Annotated in this window: 16 protein-coding genes; 8 read left to right on the top strand and 8 right to left on the bottom strand. The window is 62.0% G+C overall.

Going from position 1 to position 15,988, the window contains the following annotated elements:
* Positions 1 to 9: 9 nt before the first annotated feature.
* On the bottom strand, positions 10 to 1,245 hold the full coding sequence (phnA, locus tag PQQ95_RS34165) for a phosphonoacetate hydrolase (protein WP_408446154.1): 1,236 nt from the start codon (positions 1,243 to 1,245) through the stop codon (positions 10 to 12).
* A 238-nt stretch (positions 1,246 to 1,483) separates the two neighbouring features.
* Here phnA and PQQ95_RS34160 point away from each other — a divergent pair, with 238 nt between their 5' ends.
* The 5 genes from PQQ95_RS34160 (at position 1,484) to PQQ95_RS34140 (ending at position 8,136) form a co-directional block, all read left to right on the top strand.
* Positions 1,484 to 2,539, top strand: a complete 1,056-nt coding sequence (locus PQQ95_RS34160; protein WP_408446151.1) for a putative 2-aminoethylphosphonate ABC transporter substrate-binding protein — start codon at positions 1,484 to 1,486, stop codon at positions 2,537 to 2,539.
* A 121-nt stretch (positions 2,540 to 2,660) separates the two neighbouring features.
* A complete protein-coding gene (locus tag PQQ95_RS34155) occupies positions 2,661 to 3,752 on the top strand; it encodes a putative 2-aminoethylphosphonate ABC transporter ATP-binding protein (RefSeq protein WP_408446227.1) in 1,092 nt (363 codons plus the stop codon).
* The gene (locus PQQ95_RS34150) at positions 3,749 to 5,476 is read left to right on the top strand and encodes a putative 2-aminoethylphosphonate ABC transporter permease subunit (protein WP_408446148.1); all 1,728 of its coding nucleotides are present in this window, start codon (positions 3,749 to 3,751) and stop codon (positions 5,474 to 5,476) included. Before PQQ95_RS34155 ends, PQQ95_RS34150 begins: the two co-directional genes overlap by 4 nt.
* 34 nt (positions 5,477 to 5,510) lie before the next feature.
* On the top strand, positions 5,511 to 6,641 hold the full coding sequence (locus tag PQQ95_RS34145) for a 2-aminoethylphosphonate--pyruvate transaminase (protein ID WP_408446146.1): 1,131 nt from the start codon (positions 5,511 to 5,513) through the stop codon (positions 6,639 to 6,641).
* A gap of 106 nt (positions 6,642 to 6,747) precedes the next feature.
* Positions 6,748 to 8,136, top strand: coding sequence for an FAD-dependent oxidoreductase (locus tag PQQ95_RS34140; RefSeq protein WP_408446143.1), 1,389 nt, complete (start codon positions 6,748 to 6,750; stop codon positions 8,134 to 8,136).
* 80 nt (positions 8,137 to 8,216) lie between these two features.
* Here PQQ95_RS34140 and PQQ95_RS34135 read toward each other — a convergent pair whose 3' ends face one another.
* Positions 8,217 to 8,936 (bottom strand): phosphonate utilization associated transcriptional regulator, encoded by a 720-nt coding sequence (locus tag PQQ95_RS34135; RefSeq protein WP_408446141.1) that lies wholly within the window; start codon positions 8,934 to 8,936, stop codon positions 8,217 to 8,219.
* 104 nt (positions 8,937 to 9,040) lie between these two features.
* Here PQQ95_RS34135 and PQQ95_RS34130 point away from each other — a divergent pair, with 104 nt between their 5' ends.
* Entirely contained in the window at positions 9,041 to 9,442 is a 402-nt protein-coding gene (locus PQQ95_RS34130) for a DUF302 domain-containing protein (protein ID WP_408446138.1), read from the top strand.
* Between the two features lie 12 nt (positions 9,443 to 9,454).
* Here PQQ95_RS34130 and PQQ95_RS34125 read toward each other — a convergent pair whose 3' ends face one another.
* The 3 genes from PQQ95_RS34125 to PQQ95_RS34115 all read right to left on the bottom strand — a co-directional run bounded on the left by PQQ95_RS34125 (position 9,455) and on the right by PQQ95_RS34115 (position 11,158).
* A complete protein-coding gene (locus PQQ95_RS34125; RefSeq protein ID WP_408446136.1) occupies positions 9,455 to 9,748 on the bottom strand; it encodes a DUF1330 domain-containing protein in 294 nt (97 codons plus the stop codon).
* A 268-nt stretch (positions 9,749 to 10,016) separates the two neighbouring features.
* Positions 10,017 to 10,589: a chromate transporter gene (locus tag PQQ95_RS34120; protein ID WP_408446133.1), complete on the bottom strand. Its 573-nt coding sequence runs from the start codon at positions 10,587 to 10,589 to the stop codon at positions 10,017 to 10,019.
* Positions 10,590 to 10,591: 2 nt separating this feature from the next.
* Positions 10,592 to 11,158 carry a chromate transporter gene (locus PQQ95_RS34115; protein ID WP_408446131.1) on the bottom strand — a complete coding sequence of 189 codons (567 nt, stop codon included), beginning with the start codon at positions 11,156 to 11,158 and terminating at the stop codon, positions 10,592 to 10,594.
* A gap of 309 nt (positions 11,159 to 11,467) precedes the next feature.
* Between PQQ95_RS34115 and PQQ95_RS34110 the strand changes: the two genes are divergently transcribed.
* Together PQQ95_RS34110 and PQQ95_RS34105 are read left to right on the top strand one after the other, a co-directional pair.
* A complete protein-coding gene (locus tag PQQ95_RS34110; RefSeq protein ID WP_408446129.1) occupies positions 11,468 to 12,181 on the top strand; it encodes an alanyl-tRNA editing protein in 714 nt (237 codons plus the stop codon).
* Between the two features lie 23 nt (positions 12,182 to 12,204).
* The gene (locus tag PQQ95_RS34105; protein ID WP_408446127.1) at positions 12,205 to 13,059 is read left to right on the top strand and encodes an AraC family transcriptional regulator; all 855 of its coding nucleotides are present in this window, start codon (positions 12,205 to 12,207) and stop codon (positions 13,057 to 13,059) included.
* A 99-nt stretch (positions 13,060 to 13,158) separates the two neighbouring features.
* On the opposite strand, the gene PQQ95_RS34100 is transcribed toward PQQ95_RS34105, so the two are convergent.
* The 3 genes from PQQ95_RS34100 to PQQ95_RS34090 all read right to left on the bottom strand — a co-directional run bounded on the left by PQQ95_RS34100 (position 13,159) and on the right by PQQ95_RS34090 (position 15,967).
* On the bottom strand, positions 13,159 to 13,488 hold the full coding sequence (locus tag PQQ95_RS34100) for a hypothetical protein (RefSeq protein WP_408446124.1): 330 nt from the start codon (positions 13,486 to 13,488) through the stop codon (positions 13,159 to 13,161).
* Between the two features lie 137 nt (positions 13,489 to 13,625).
* A complete protein-coding gene (locus PQQ95_RS34095) occupies positions 13,626 to 14,984 on the bottom strand; it encodes an MFS transporter (RefSeq protein ID WP_408446122.1) in 1,359 nt (452 codons plus the stop codon).
* Positions 14,981 to 15,967 carry a M14 family metallopeptidase gene (locus PQQ95_RS34090; protein ID WP_408446120.1) on the bottom strand — a complete coding sequence of 329 codons (987 nt, stop codon included), beginning with the start codon at positions 15,965 to 15,967 and terminating at the stop codon, positions 14,981 to 14,983. Before PQQ95_RS34090 ends, PQQ95_RS34095 begins: the two co-directional genes overlap by 4 nt.
* Positions 15,968 to 15,988: the final 21 nt, after the last annotated feature.

Genomic DNA, 15,988 nt, shown 5'->3' with positions numbered 1-15,988 from the left:
GATCCCCGATCATTGAAGATGGTTGAGTGCGATATCGATGATGTCGAAGTTGCGCAACCGTGCCCGCTCGCCGACCGATTTCGCGACCGGCTGGTTGAACAGCAACGGCACGATCTGTTCGGCAAGGCCGCCATGCGAGCGCAGCGGCACGTCGAGGCCGGACAGATCGTGCTTGATGCGCCGCGTGCCGAGCACCACGTCTTGCGTTGAAATCACGATGAGGTCGCCCATGCGCGCAGGCGGGAGTTCGAAGCGCGCGCAGCCTTCGGCGCCCGTCAGCACCAGTTCGATGCCGGGTTCCGCGGCGAGCCGGCGGCGCATCGCTTCGAGATCGGCTGAGGCAGGCAGATAGACCGTCGCGAACGATCCGAGCGCGCCGTGATGCACGACGTAGGGGTCCGTGATCGGCAGGATCACGCGAGCAGCGTCCTCGCCGAGCCACTCGTCGAAGCGCTCCTGCAGATAGATCACGTTGGGCTCGCCGTCTTCGTTGTGCTTCGCGTTCATCCCATGGTCGGCGGTGAGCGCGACGATCGCGCCCAGTTCGTCGAGCCGCTGCAGATAGCCGTCCATCATCTGATAGAACGCGTTCGCGCCGGGGGTGCCCGGGGCGCACTTGTGCTGTACGTAATCGGTGGTCGACAGGTACATCAGGTCGATGTCGCGCGTTTCGAGCAGCCGCACGCCGGCGGCGAATACGAACTCGGACAGTTCCGCGCTGTAGACGCTCGGCACAGGCTGGCCGACCAGTTCGAGCAGGTTGTCGATGCCGTTTTCCTCGAGCGTTGCTTCGTCGGCTTTCTCCGCCGAGAAGCAGATGCCTTTCAGGCCTTTGCCGAGCAGCCGGCGCAGTTTGTCCTTTGCCGTGACCACCGCGACGTGCGCCCCCTGTTCGGCGAAACCGGCGAGCACGGTAGGGGCGACCAGGTACTTCGGATCGTTCATCAGCACCTCGGTGCCGCTGTCGCGATCGAAAAAGTAGTTGCCGCTAATGCCATGCACAGCGGGTGGCACGCCGGTCACGATCGACAGGTTGTTCGGGTTCGTGAAGCTCGGCACGACGCATTCGCCCTTGAGCGAGGTGCCAGGGCGCAGCAGCGTGGCCAAAAAGGGCGCGACCCCTGCCGCGGCCGCCATCTCCAGATATTCATACGCGCAGCCGTCCACGCAGACCACGACGACGGGTCTGCGCATCCAGTTGTAGCTGCGGCCGTTCACTTCAATGGAAATCGGTGCTTCGCTCATGACATGTCCTCTTGGCTAGGGTAAGTCGGGTGATGACAATGTGGCGTTGTGTGGCAAAGTGAGGCAATACTTGACATTAAAATTGATGCTTTGTAGATTGTCAACAACAGACAACAAATCGCAAATCATCAAGCGCAGTCATCAGCAGTTGCTTAAGAGGGTTGCAACACACAGTCGTCCCGTAATACCGGTCGTTTTCGTCGCTGGCCGCGACGCCACTTTCTCAAGGGGTCTGGAAATGAAGGAACAGTCGGGGTTTAAAGCTTGTAGAGGTCGTCTGAATCTGGCGCTGCGTTGTCTGGTCGCCGCTACCGTCACACTCGGCGCCGTCCAGTTCGCGCATGCAAAAACGCAGTTGCTCGTCTATACGGCGCTCGAAGACGAGGCGATGAAGCCCTATAAAGACGCGTTCGAAAAGTCCAACCCGGATATCGAAATCCGCTGGGTGCGCGATTCGACGGGCGCGGTCACGGCCAAGCTGCTCGCCGAAAAGAACAATCCGCGTGCCGACGTGGTGCTTGGGCTCGCCGCATCCAGCCTGACGCTGCTCGATCTGCAGGGCATGCTGATGCCCTACGCGCCGAAGGGTTTCGACAGCCTGACGCGCAAGTACAGCGACGCGAACACGCCGCCGCACTGGGTAGGCATGGACGTGTGGGGTGCGACGGTCTGCTACAACCGCGTCGAAGCAGAGAAGCGCCACTTGCCTAAGCCGACCTCATGGGAAGACCTCGCCAAGCCGGTCTACAAGGGCATGATCGTGATGCCGAGTCCAGTGTCGTCCGGCACCGGCTATCTGGATGTGACGTCCTGGCTGCAAACCTTCGGCAAGGACAAGGGCTGGCAGTACATGGACGCGTTGGACAAGAACGTCGCGCAATACGTGCACTCGGGCTCGAAGCCCTGCACGCTGGCGGGCACCGGCGAGTTTCCGATCGGTATCTCATTCGAATTCCGCGGCCACGAGTTGCAGGCGCAAGGCGCACCCATCGACCTGATCTTCCCGAAAGAAGGGCTCGGCTGGGACATGGAAGCCACCGGCATCATGAAGACGACCAGGCAGCCGGAAGCGGCCAAAAAACTGGCGGACTTTATGGCCAGCAAGGAGGCCAATGAAATCACCGCGCAGTGGTGGGCGATTGTTGCGTACCCCGGCGTCGCGAAGAAACTCTCCGGGATTCCCGACAACTATTCGGAACTGCTCGTGAAGAACGATTTCGCATGGTCCGCAAAGAACCGCGATGCAATTCTCGAAGACTGGCAAAAGCGCTACGGCAACAAGGAACAAAAGTAAGGCCGCGTTCAGCGAGGTCTTGACGAGCGCCGGGGCACGCACTGCGTGACCCCCGAACGATACGGCGATGCAGCGCACGGCAGTGCGCCGCCGCCGGGTCGACATGCAAGCGGAGGAGCAGATGACAACGTATTTGAGCGTCGAGCGGGTCTATAAGCGATTCAACGACACGCCGGTTCTGGAGGACATCAATCTTGGCGTGAAGAAGGGAGAAATGCTCTGCTTCCTCGGGCCGTCGGGATGTGGCAAGACCACGTTGCTACGCATCATTGCCGGACTGGAAACTCAGAGCGCCGGCCAGATTACGCAGGACGGCCGGGATATTTCGCGGCTGCCGCCTCAGTTGCGCGACTACGGCATCGTCTTTCAGTCGTACGCACTATTTCCGAATCTGACCATCTTCGACAACGTGGCCTATGGTCTCGTCAATCGCAAGATGAAACGCGCGGCGATTGCCGACCGCGTGAACGAACTGCTCGCCCTGGTTGGTTTGCCGGATGCGCAGAAGAAGCATCCGAACCAGTTGTCGGGCGGCCAGCAGCAGCGTATCGCGCTGGCGCGTGCGCTCGCTACGTCGCCGGGTCTGCTGTTGCTCGACGAGCCGCTCTCGGCGCTGGACGCGCGCGTGCGTGTGCGGCTGCGCCAGGAAATCCGCCAGTTGCAGCAGCGCCTCGGCGTGACCACGATCATGGTGACGCACGACCAGGAAGAGGCGCTTTCGATGGCCGACCGGATCGTCGTGATGAATCAGGGCGTCATCGAGCAGATCGGCACGCCACACGAAATCTATCGCGAGCCGGCGTCGCCGTTCGTTGCCGACTTCATCGGCAAGGTCAATCTGATTCCGGCCGAGGTGGCGCGCGACGGCAGTCTCAAGGCGGGTGCCATCGCGCTGCGCTACGGGTGCGGATCGGAGCGTGCGGCGCTGGGCTCGAAAGTGTCGGCGTTCGTGCGCCCCGAAGACATTCACCTCAGCGCGCCGGGCAGCGAGGCGGACAACCTGCTGCCTGCCTCCGTCGAAAAGCTGGAATTTCTCGGCGCGTTCTGCCGGGTCAGCTTCAAGGTGGATGGACTCGGCGAACAGGAGATCGTCGCCGACCTGTCGTTTCATGAAATGCATCGCACCCGCCTGCAACCGGGGTCGCGCTTCAATCTGGCGATCAATCGCGAACACGTATGCGTCTTCTCCGCCGCAAAGGAGCGACTCCAATGAGCGCCGTTCTGATCGAGCGCCGCAGCGGCGACGAAGCTCACGCCGAGGTGCGCCAGAAGAGCCATTGGCACGACCGCATCGCGCAACTGGCTCTCGTGCTGATGTCCGCGTTTCTGGGCATGTTTCTGCTGGTGCCGTTGGCCTTGGTGATCGGCAAATGCTTCGTCGATGCGGATGGCCATTTTGTCGGACTTGCCAATTTCACCGGCTATCTGCTGGATTCCGGCGTGTGGACCTCGACTCTGCATTCGGTCACGGTGGCCTGCCTGGTGACGGCGATTGTGATACCGATGGCGTTCACGTTCGCGTATGCGCTGACCCGCTCATGCATGCCGATGAAGAACGCCGTCCGCACGGTCGCGCTGCTTCCGCTGCTCGCACCGACGCTGCTGTCCGCGGTGTCGTTCATTTACTGGTTCGGCAATTCGGGCATCCTGAAGCCCTGGCTTAACGGGCATTCGATTTATGGGCTGCCGGGCATTGTATGCAGTCTGGTGTACGCCGCCTTTCCGCACGTGCTGATGATTCTCGTGACGGCGCTGTCGCTGTCCGACGGGCGCTTATACGAAGCTGCCGAAGCAATGGGCACACGCCGCGCGCGCAAATTCTTCACGATCACGCTGCCGGGCGCGAAGTACGGCCTGATCAGCGCGACGATGGTGTCGTTCACGATCTGCATCAACGACTTCGGCGTGCCGGTGGTGATCGGCGGACCTTATTCGGTGCTTTCCACCGACATCTATAAGCTCATCATCGGTTTGCAGGACTTCAACCGGAGTGCGGTGGTCAGCTTGCTGCTGCTCTGTCCGGCGCTCGTTGCGTTCGCCGTCGATTTCTTCATTCGCCGCAAACAGCAATCGCAACTCGGCGCGCGCTCGACGCCGTATCAGCCGAAACCCGCGCGGGGTTTCGACATGGCGATGCTCGGGTACTGCAGCTTCGTCTGCGCGCTGCTGCTGGCGGTGGTCGGCATTTCGGTGTTCGCTTCGTTCGTGAAGTTCTGGCCGTATCAGATGAGTCTCGGCTTGCAGCACTACAAGATGGGGCTGATCGGCGCCGGAATTTTCGATGCGTATAAGAACAGCCTGAAAATGGCCGCGTGCGTGGCGATCGGCGGCACCGTCATCGTGTTCGGCGGCGCGTATCTCGTCGAGAAGACACGCGGGCCGCGCTGGTTACGCGGGTTTATCAATCTGTGCGCGATCCTGCCGATGGGCGTGCCGGGTCTTGTGCTCGGCATCAGCTACATCTTTCTGTTCAACTCGCCCGCCAATCCTTTGAACGGTCTTTACGGCACGCTCGCGCTGCTCGCGATCGTCACGGTAGTGCACTACTACTCGTCGAGCCACCTGACCGCGGTCACCGCGCTTCGCCAGATCGACAATGAGTTCGAAGCCGTCTCGGCTTCGCTGAAAGTGCCTTTCTACAAGACGTTTTTGCGCGTCACCGTGCCGGTATGCCTGCCATCGATCCTGCAGATCGCGCGTTATCTGTTCGTCAACGGCATGACGACGGTATCGGCCGTCGCGTTTCTCTATTCACCCGACACGCAACCCGCCTCCGTTGCCATTCTCAATCTCGACGACGCCGGCCAGATTGGACCGGCCGCGGCGATGGCCACGCTGGTGCTCGTGACGGCGGCATTCGCTTGCGTACTGTTTGCCTGCGTGTCGCACGGCGTCTTGCGCAGAACCCAGGCATGGCGCACTGCGCGTCGTGGCTGAAACAAATCTTCTTCAAGATCGACAAGGAGCTACTGTGAATCTGCCCGCTCAGCCCATTCTGCTTACTCCCGGTCCGCTCACGACCTCAGACCGCACGCGTCAGGCGATGCTGCGCGACTGGGGATCGTGGGACGGCGACTTCAATCAGATTACCGCCCGTATCCGCCAGCAGACGCTGCGTATCGTGCATGGCGAAGACACGCATGAATGCGTGCCCTTGCAAGGCAGCGGCACGTTCTCGGTTGAGGCCGCGATCGGCACGCTGGTGCCGCGTGATGGACATGTGCTGATACCGAACAACGGTGCGTATTGCCAGCGTATCGCCAAGATTTGCCGGGCACTGGGCCGCCGCCACCAGACCCTCGATTATCCGGAAGACACGCAGGTCAAAGCGGCCGACGTCGATCGCGCACTGGCGGCGGATGTGAGCATCACGCATGTCGCGCTGGTTCATTGCGAAACCGGTGCGGGGGTGCTCAATCCGCTGCACGAGATTGCCGTGGTGGTCGCCAAACACGGACGCAGTCTGATCATCGACGCGATGAGCTCATTCGGCGCTATCGACATCGATGCGCGCGAAACGCCATTCGACGCTGTCGTGGCGGCGTCCGGGAAATGTCTGGAAGGGGTACCCGGCATGGGCTTTGTGATCATTCGCCGCAGCACGCTGGAGCAATGCGAGGGCAACAGTCCGTCACTCGCGATGGATCTGTACGATCAGTGGGCCTACATGAACCGCACCACGCAGTGGCGCTTCACGCCGCCCACGCACGTTGTCGCGGCGCTCGATCAGGCCATCGCGCAATACGTGGAAGAGGGCGGTCTCGAAGCGCGTGGCGCACGCTATGCCGGCAACTGCCGCGTCTTGATAGACGGCATGGCCGCACTCGGCTTTCGAACCTTTCTCGACCCGGCGATCCAGGCGCCGATCATCGTCACGTTCCATGCGCCTGACGATCCCAACTACGATTTCAAAACGTTCTATACGGAAGTGAAAAAGCGCGGCTACATCCTTTATCCGGGCAAGCTGACTCAGTTGGAGACGTTCCGTGTCGGCTGTATCGGCCACTTCGGCGAATCCGGTATTCCTGGCGCGGTCGCCGCGATTGCCGACACCTTGCAGGCCATGGGGATCACGCGCGTATCGGCGAAAGCGTTGGCCTGAGTTTGCTTGACTATGCCCATGTAAAAAGGCTTCTTTCCGTTGAAACGGGAAGAAGTCTTTCTTTCTGCTGAATCGAGTTAAACCGTTCTACTAACGAGAGCAATTCATGCGTCCGTTCTGGATTGAACAAGCACTTTTCGCCGATGGTTCACTGGCGCCGGCATTGCAAGGCGCGATCACTGCCGATGTCTGCATTGTCGGCGGTGGTTTCACCGGGTTGTGGACTGCCATCCAGGCGAAGCAGAAGAAACCCGATCTCGACATCGTGATCATCGAGAGCGATCTGTGCGGCGCGGGCGCCAGTGGCCGCAACGGTGGCTGCCTGCTGACGTGGTCGACGAAATTCTTCACGCTGCGGCGTCTGTTTGGCGAGGCCGAAGCGATCCGGCTGGTGAAAGCGTCTGAAGCTGCTGTGGGGCGGATTCGAGACTTCTGTGTCGAGCATGCTATCGATGCTGAGCTTCGGCTCGACGGCACGCTCTACACGGCGACGTCGCGCGCGCAAATCGGCTTGCTCGATCCGGTGATCGCCGCACTGAGTGAGCATGGCATCAATTCGTATCAACATCTCGCGGCGGACGAAGTGGCGCGCCGTTCCGGTTCGGCGCGCAATCTCGGCGGCGTGTATTCGCCGGTCGCGGCAACGGTTCATCCCGGCAAGCTAGTGCGCGGGTTGCGGCGTGTCGCGCTCGAAATGGGCATTCGTATTTACGAGCGCACGCCGATGCTCGACTTCACCTCCGGCGAGCGCGTGACCGTGCGCACGCCGGCTGGGAATGTCACGGCGCCCAAACTGGTGCTCGCGATCAATGCATGGATGGCGAGCCGTTTCCCGCAGTTCGAACGCACGCTCGCAGTCGTCTCCAGTGACATGATCGTCACCGAGAAATGCCCGGAGTTGCTGCAGCAGATCGGCTTGAAAGATGGCGTATCGGTGCTCGACTCGCGCATCTTCGTTTACTACTACCGCAGCACGGCAGACGGACGGCTGATGCTCGGCAAGGGCGGCAATACCTTTGCCTGGCGCGGCCGGATCGCACCGGTGTTCGATCAACGTTCGCCGTATGAAGCCGATCTGACGCGCAGCTTGTACGATTTCTTCCCGGCGTTGCGCGACGTGCCGGTGACGGCGAGCTGGAACGGCCCGTCGGATCGCTCGGTCACGGGTTTTCCGTTTTTCGGCAGGCTCGATGACGCGCCGAACGTGCTCTATGGATTTGGCTATTCCGGTAATGGCGTTGGGCCGACCTATATGGGCGGGCAGATCCTGTCTTCACTGTTGCTCGAACTCGACAACGAATGGACGCGCAGTCCATTGACGAAGGGACCGTTGGGCTATTTCCCGCCGGAGCCGATCCGGTTTGTTGGTTCGATTACCGTGCGCGACGCAATTCGGCGCAAGGAGCGCGCGGAAGATGAGGATCGGCAGCCGTGGCTGGTTGACCGCTTGCTCAGCAAGCTCGCCAACGCTGCAGGGAAATCGGATAAAGCGTAGGACGCGGCTGCGGGCCCGCACACGGAGCCGAACCTGCAGCGCCGAACGCGGGGCCGTGTGCGCAGCCGTCAAGCCCTGTTTCAGGCGTTGCCTGCGCCGCCATTACCGGCAGACGCTGCCCAGTGCTCGTGGGCTCGCCGCATTCTCGCGAGGCCATGTGCGACGTGTTCGCGCACGAGCGTGACGGCGCTCTCCGCATCGCCCTTGGCGAGTGCGTTGACGATTTTCTCGTGTTCCGTCACGGATGTCGCCAGCGCGCTCTTTTCCGATTCGATCGCCGCCTGACGCAGCAAACCCAGTTGGCGAACGAGATGCCGATAGGTTTCGATCAGATGCTGGTTGCCGACGCCCGTTACCATCGCATCGTGCAACTGGACGTTCAACGCTGTGTAGCGCGTGAGATCATGATCTTTCTTCGCGGCTTTCATCGACGTGATGATGCCTTTGAGCGTGGCGAGCGTTTCGGGCGTCATCCGATTGGCGAGTGCGCGGGCGACTGACTCGTCCAGCATGGCGCGGACTTCGTAAATCTCCTCGGCCTCGCGCAGCGATAGTGCGCGCACCGTGACGCCGCGGTTTTTTTCCGTCTTCAGCAAACCGGCCTGTTCCAATGCGCGGAACGCCTCGCGTAGTGGCCCGCGAGACACATTCAGCCGCGTGGAGACTTCAACTTCGTTCAATTTTTCTCCCGGGGCGAATTCCCCCGAGACGATGCTGCGTTCGAGCATTTCCTGCACGAGCGTCGCAAGAGAATGCCGCTGCAGCAGTTCGATGGCGCTAGACGTGGTTGACGTGGTCATGATCGGCGATTAGAACAAAGGAAGGGGTAATAGACCGTCTGCTTCTCTGACCATAGCGTGACAGCTTGTCTATTGTCAACAATCGTCAGCGCCGGGAGAAATCCATGTCCAGTCTCGCAGCCGATAACGGCGTCGTCACCGTATCCACGCAACGCACGGTCGATGAGGCCGCCGATGCATTTGCCGCGCTGATCGCAGCGAAAAATATCATCTTGTTCGCGCGCATCGATTTCGCGGCGGATGCGCGGCGCGCGGGACTTGCAATGCCGCCGTCTCAGTTGCTGGTGTTCGGCAATCCGCGCGCGGGGACACCGCTGATGCAGGCCGTGCCGGGCGCAGCGCTCGATCTGCCGCTCAAGGTGCTGGTGTGGCAGGACGGCGACGGCCGGGTGTGGCTCTCGTATAACGCAACGAGCTATCTGCAGGCGCGGCATGGCGCGCCCGCGGAGTTGATGAAAGCGATCGACGGCATCGGCGCGCTGGTGCAGGCCGCCGCAGCCGGCTGAGCGTACGCCTTGTTATTCCACGCCGCGTACGATGCGCAGATCGCGCTCGACGCCGTCGCCCAGGGCTTCAAGCGCTTTCTTGTAGGCGTCGCTTTCATAGGCGGCAACGGCTTGCTCGTAGGTCGGAAACTCGATCACGACGGTCCGTTCCTTCAAGCCCTGCTCACGCGCCTCGTCGGCTAGTCCGCGCACGATGAATTTGCCGTTCGCGGCTGCCACAGCGGGCGCTGCCAGTTGTGCGTACGCTGCGAGCTTCGACGGGTCTTTCGTCGCGCGGTATGAGGTCACCCAATATCCCTTGCTCATGTGAATCTCCTTGTTCTGGGGCGGAAAGTGATGGTTGCGTTACAAGCAACGGCGAAGGGATTATGTCACTTATCGGCGATCCCGGTGATGGATGAAGCGACTATCGACGCTCAGTTTCAGCGCGATAAATGCGCCGTCTATCGTACCGAGGCGCACGGTTGACAGGCGATCGAAATGCCGGCGTATCGGACCCGGGTTGGGAATGCAGGCGTAATGAAGCCGGTGGCGACCGCGTAGAGGGCGGCACGCTGCCGACACCGTGATGGTATTAGCCTGCTATATGCACTTGAAGGATGGACGGGAGACTGGCGCCGAACTCAGACACGCCGAACAACAGCAACGCGCCACATAGCAACAGAAGCAGCGGATTGATCCGCGTGCTGAGCAGCGTTCCCACCGACATAAGGGCAATTGCCTGGGCCGGAAGCCCACCATCGAGCGATTTCAGCAGGACCCATCCCGCGGCGAGGATCATGCCGGAGGCGACGGGGCGCAACCCACGCTCGAGCGCCAGTTGCCATGGCGCACCTTTATAGCGTGTCCAGATGTGGGTCACGCCGTAGATCAGAATGCCGGTCGGCGCGAGTAATGCCAGCGTGGCCACCACGGCGCCCCAGAATCCGGCAATCTGCCAGCCGATCAAGGTGGCCAGGAGCGAACCGGGGCCGGGCGCCATGCGCGAGATGGCGAAGTCGACACCGAACTGGGCATGCGTCATCCATCCGTGCACGTCGACGACCTGCCGCTGGATATCGGCGATGATGGCCTGGCCGCCGCCTATCGTTACCAATGACAGGGGCGCGAAAACGGCCGCAAGCTGTAGAAGAATACGATTCGACATGGTCAGGCTTTGCGTAGTTTGATGTATTCGACCAGCACGCTCAAGCTTCCCGCACCGATCACGACCCACACCAGCGGCAGGCGCAATATGCCGACCGCGACGAAGGTGCCCGCGAGGAACAGCAGCGGAAGGAGTCTGCGCGGCACCCGGCGTGCGGTCGTCACGCCCATCGACAAGGACAGGCCGGTGGCCGCTGCTGCCGCGCCTGCAAGCAGGATGTGAGCGAGCGGGAACTGCAGCAGATGGCTGAGAACCGTACCGAGCACAATGATGAAGATGGCGGGCGGGACGATGATGCCGGCAACCGCCAGCAGGGCGCCGCGCCAGCCGAGCAGACGGTGGCCGATCCAGATCGCCATGTTTTTGACGTTGATGCCCGGCAGCGCCTGGGAAATGGCCAGGCCGTTCAGAAAGTCTTCTTCACTGATCCAGTCGCGATCCTGGACGAATTCGCGCAGGAGCCAGCCGCTCAGGCCGCCACCGAAGCTGGTGAGCCCGATACGGCTGAATATCATGAAAAGCCCGGTGAGGGTGGGCGGTCGACTCGCGTTGGCAATTTGTTGGGACATCGAATCTTCCAGTCAGATTGACGTATGAGGGGCGAAATATTTGCTCACGGTGAGCGTGCCCGGTCATAGGCGACGGGAAAATTATATCAACCAGCGTGTTTCTGGACGCTTTTACACTGACGGTCGCAAGGGACTCAGGATCAGGGATCAAACGTTGGTCATGGCTGGCTACAGCAAGCCGCCTGATCCGGGGGCGAGGGAGCGGCCATGGTCCGGCCCTCAACCGCCCAGGGCATTTTTGACCAAGACGACCGCCCCGGAGACTGAGTATGCTAGGCGTAATCAGTCATTTCATGCGGGGACATCAAGGTGGCGCACTATCTTTGCCATGAGGAGCCGGACTTACTCGAATTTGACACGAGCGTGATCGCTTCGCGGCCCGGCGCCGTCGTGCTGGGCCGCACGGCCTTGCACCCGGGCGGTGGCGGCCAGGTCTCGGATGCCGCGACCCTGACGCACGCGCACGGCGCCGTCCGCATTACCGGCGTCGCGCCGGAAGGCGGTATGCTCTGGCATTTGCTCGACGAACCGCTCGAACTGAACGGCGACGTCCACGTGGCCGTCGACGCGGCCCGGCGCGCCACCGTCGCCCAGCTTCATACGGCCACGCATATTCTGAACGCCCTCGTGTATCAACGCTTCGCCGGCGCGCTCGTGACCGGCGCGCAGATCAATGCCGACGGCACCGCCCGCATGGACTTCGATCTGCCCGAGGCGGACAACGACGCCCTGCGCCTGCTCGAAGAGCCCGCCAACGAGGTGATCCGCAGCGCCATGGACGTGCGGACCTACTACGTCAGCGCAACCGAGGCGAAATCGACGCAGGGCCTGATCCGCAGCCTTTCAGTGGCGCCGCCGCCGACCGCCGACGGCACGGTGCGGATCGTCGAAATCGGCGACCTGGACCGGCAGGCTTGCGGCGGCACGCATTTGACCAACACGGCGCAATCGAGACCGATCCGCATCGTGAAGATAGAAAACAAGGGGCGCCGCAATCGCCGGGTCAGAATAGAGCTGGTTTGACGGGCATCCCGGGAGAGCGATTCATGGACACATCGGATAAAAGCGAGCCGGAAGTGGTGTGCTGGCGAGACGGCGCGCTCGACGGCGCCTGTCTCGCGACCGCCCGCTATGGCGAGCATAAATTCGACCGCCATCTGCACGACGAACTCGTCATTGTCATGACGGAATCCGGTGCCGGGCAGTGCCACACGCGCACCGGCAGCGAGGTTGCCGGACCTGGCAGCGTGCTCGTGTTCGGACCCGGCGAATATCACAGCGGCGAGGTGTGGGAAGGCCGCGAATGGAATTACCGCGCCATCTATCTCGACATGGAGGGACTGGGCGCGCTGGGTGCGGTGTTTTCGCCCGACTCGCGCCCAGACAAACCGCTGCTGATCCCGCCGGGGCTCTATCAGGATGCGCATCTGGCCGGCCTGCTGGTCAAGGCGCATGCGAGCCTCGACCAACACGGCTCGGTCTCGCTGATGGAGCGGCAGGCGAATTGGTGGGCGGCAATGGGAATGCTGGTGGGGCGATATGGGCAATCGCGGCACGAGCTCGGCGAAGCACGGCGCGAAGCCCACAAGATGGCGCAGGTGCGTGAGTACGTCGCCGCCAACTATGCGCGCGATATTCCTGTCGACGAATTGGCGGACCTGGTAGGGCTGAGCCGCTACTACCTGACGCGGGCTTTCTGCAAAGAGTTCGGCCTGCCACCGCACGCCTATGCGACGCAGGTGCGGCTACTCGCGGCCAAACGTATGCTCGCGGCGGGGCATAGTGCGGCGAACGCTGCCGCGGCCGTCGGGTTTTACGATCAAAGCCATCTCAACCGGCTTTTCAAACGGGCCTATGGGATCACGCCGGGGACCTATGCGGCGCTGAAGCCTGGGCACTAGGTCCGTTGCCGCGCGACGCGATCGATGCGTCGCACGTCTTGCAAGCAAAGCCAGGCGGCAGCGGTAGCGCAGTGAAATTTCCATCTCGAACAGCAGGCACTACTGCGTGGATGCCTGTGCCTTCTGCTGCTTTGCGCAGTCCGATGTGAAGGTCATGCTGGCCTGATCGGGCGTCATATGCGGCGCATCGGGACGATAGATCTTCTCGATGATGCCGAAGACCGCTTGCCGATCGGACTCGTTCTCGTAGTACTTTGCCGCCTGATCGAGCGCTTGCGCTTTCGTCTTTTTGTGCGCACGCCAGGACGCGACCTGACCGGCAATGTCGCCGATCGCAAAACATTGATTGCTGACCGTCTGTGCAACGGCTTCAATGGCCGGCTGCACGAGGCACAGTGCGAGCACGGCCGATACAACTACGCGTTTCATTACCAGAATCCTGTCGTGAGATGGGCGACGGTGCAAAAGCGGTGGTATTGACCATCGCGGCAACCGAACGAATCAAATAGCGGCGTAGTGTATCGGGAAGTGAGGCGCGGTGCTTTTCACTTGCGCCTCTCGCTCACTCAATGCCCAAACGACTCCGCTTTCGCGCCAGCCTCTACCGCGACATGTGGCCGCGCCGCCTGCTTGAGCAGCAACGCCACGCACGAAATCAGGCCCGCCACCGCGACCATCGCGAAGATGCCCGCGAACGTGAAGTGGCGGCGCGTCAGTTCGGCCACGAGGAACGAGCCCGCGATCCCGCCGAACCGGCCGATCCCCAACATCCACGCCACACCCGTGCCGCGACCCTGAGTCGGATAAAACGCGGCGGCGAGCGCCGGCATCGACGATTGCGCGGTATTCATCAGCACACCTGCAACGAACACGATAAACACCAGCGCGCCGACATTGCCCACCGCCTGGCCGATGAAGTACACGCTCATCGCGGTTAGCGCATAGCAGGCCGCAATAATACGGTTCGCGTTGAAGCGGTCCATCAGCACGCCGCACAGCACCGCGCCCACGCCGCCGAGCGGGAACAGCGCGGAAATGAGCGTGGCGCGTTGCGGGGTGAGTCCGGCGTCCTTCAGCAGGATCGGCATCCAGTTGATCGACGCGTAGAAAATCACGAGGCCCATGAAGTAGGCAATCCACAGCATCACCGAACCGACGATGTACGAGCGCGACAGCACCACGCCCATCCCTTTGCCGCCAGTCTGCGGCGCCGTTTCGGTCATGACGAAGCTGCCGCCCTGCGCCGCTTCGCTCGAAATGCGCGCCAGTGCTGCACGAATCCGTTCGACGGGCTTGTTGTTGGCCACCATGTAGCGGACCGATTCCGGCATCTTCAGCACCAGCAGGATCAGCAGCAACAGCGGCGTAATGCCGCCGAGCAGCAGCACGCTGCGCCAGCCGAAGTGCGGGATCATCCATGCAGCGAGAAAACCGCCGAAGGCCGCGCCCAGCGGAAAGCCACAGAACATCAGATTGATCACGGTCGCGCGGCGGCGATCCGGGCAGTACTCGCCCATCATCGTTACGGCGTTCGGCATGGCCGCGCCGAGGCCGACGCCGGTGATGAAGCGCAATATCGTCAGGTGTTCGATGCTGTTAGAGAACGCGGAAGCGAAGCAGGCCACACCGAATAGCAGCACCGAGCCGAACAGCATCGAGCGCCGCCCGAGCCGGTCGGACAGCGGTCCCGAACCAAGCGCGCCGCACGCGAGGCCGAACAGCGCCGCGCTGAGCACCGGCGCGAGCGCCGGCCGGGTGATCCCCCATTCGGCGATCAGCGAGGGTGCAATGAAACCGATCGCGGCGGTGTCAAAACCGTCCAGCAGGACGATGACGAAACACATGAAAAAGATGAGCCATTGGAACGGCGAGAAGGGGTGGTCGTTGATAAACGTTTGAACGTCCACAGCGTGGGTGCGGCTCATGGTGATGTGTCTCCTGACTGCACGGTTTGTTCGATCTTGCCGAGTCGTACGACGGTGACGCCGGGACGCAACTGCCGGAGCGACGGCATCACGAGCATGCAGTTATCGTAAGGCGTGACGACCGCTTCGCCGTTCGACCAGCCGATGACCGCGCCGGCATGCGGAAAAATCTCCAGGCCGGTATAAGGCGCCGCGAAACGAAAATCCATGCTGGTCGCGACCACCGGCTGCGTGACGCGGACGATGTGCTGAGCGGGCGGCAGCGGCGCCAGCCAGCCGTCCGGCAGATCGGCTTCGTCGATCACGCTTGCCAGCAGCAGGAAGCGCGCCGTCGTGTCGCGCGCCACGGCGACCGCGCTCTGTTCCCAGTGTTGTCCGCATTCGATCAGCAACGCGTGTTTCGCGCTATCCGCCGTGCCGAAGCCTTCGTAATCGCGCATACGGCGGCCTTCGGGGTGGCCCTCGTCGCAGATCACCGTGGCGGGTGTGCCGAGACGCACCGCAAGGTCGATGCCTTTCTGCAGCGGTCCCGCCACGATCAGCGGCTTGCTTTTCTCATGCATCGAATGCAGATCGAGCAGCGCGTCGACCGTGTCGATCACCGGGCGCATGTCGCGTGCGCGGGCCAATTCGCTCGACGTGCGTGACGTGTCGTCGAGCACCGCGGCGGTCCATACGCGATTGAAATCCTGATCGACGAAGCGGGCGGCGTCGGGCTTCGCTGAATCAAACCGCTGATACGCAGCAACGTTCGCAAAGGCCAGCGTGAGGCGCCCGCGACGCGGTTTCAACGCGCGGCGCAGCAGGTCGTCGACGACGATCGCGCCGCACACTTCATTGCCGTGCGTGAGCGCGTTGATCATCACATGCGGCCCCGGCACGCCCGAGTCGAACGTATGAACGTAGGCGATGCCGGACGACGACTGCTCGTGAACCGAGATATCGGGGAATTCGACTTCGATGGGATAGGCTTCCATGCTCATTCGAACGTGTCCTCGCAGAGG

The sequence above is a fragment of the Paraburkholderia caffeinilytica genome, assembly GCF_046030355.1.
In the GTDB taxonomy this organism is placed as follows: domain Bacteria; phylum Pseudomonadota; class Gammaproteobacteria; order Burkholderiales; family Burkholderiaceae; genus Paraburkholderia; species Paraburkholderia caffeinilytica_B.
This window is presented reverse-complemented; position numbering and strand designations above follow the sequence as displayed.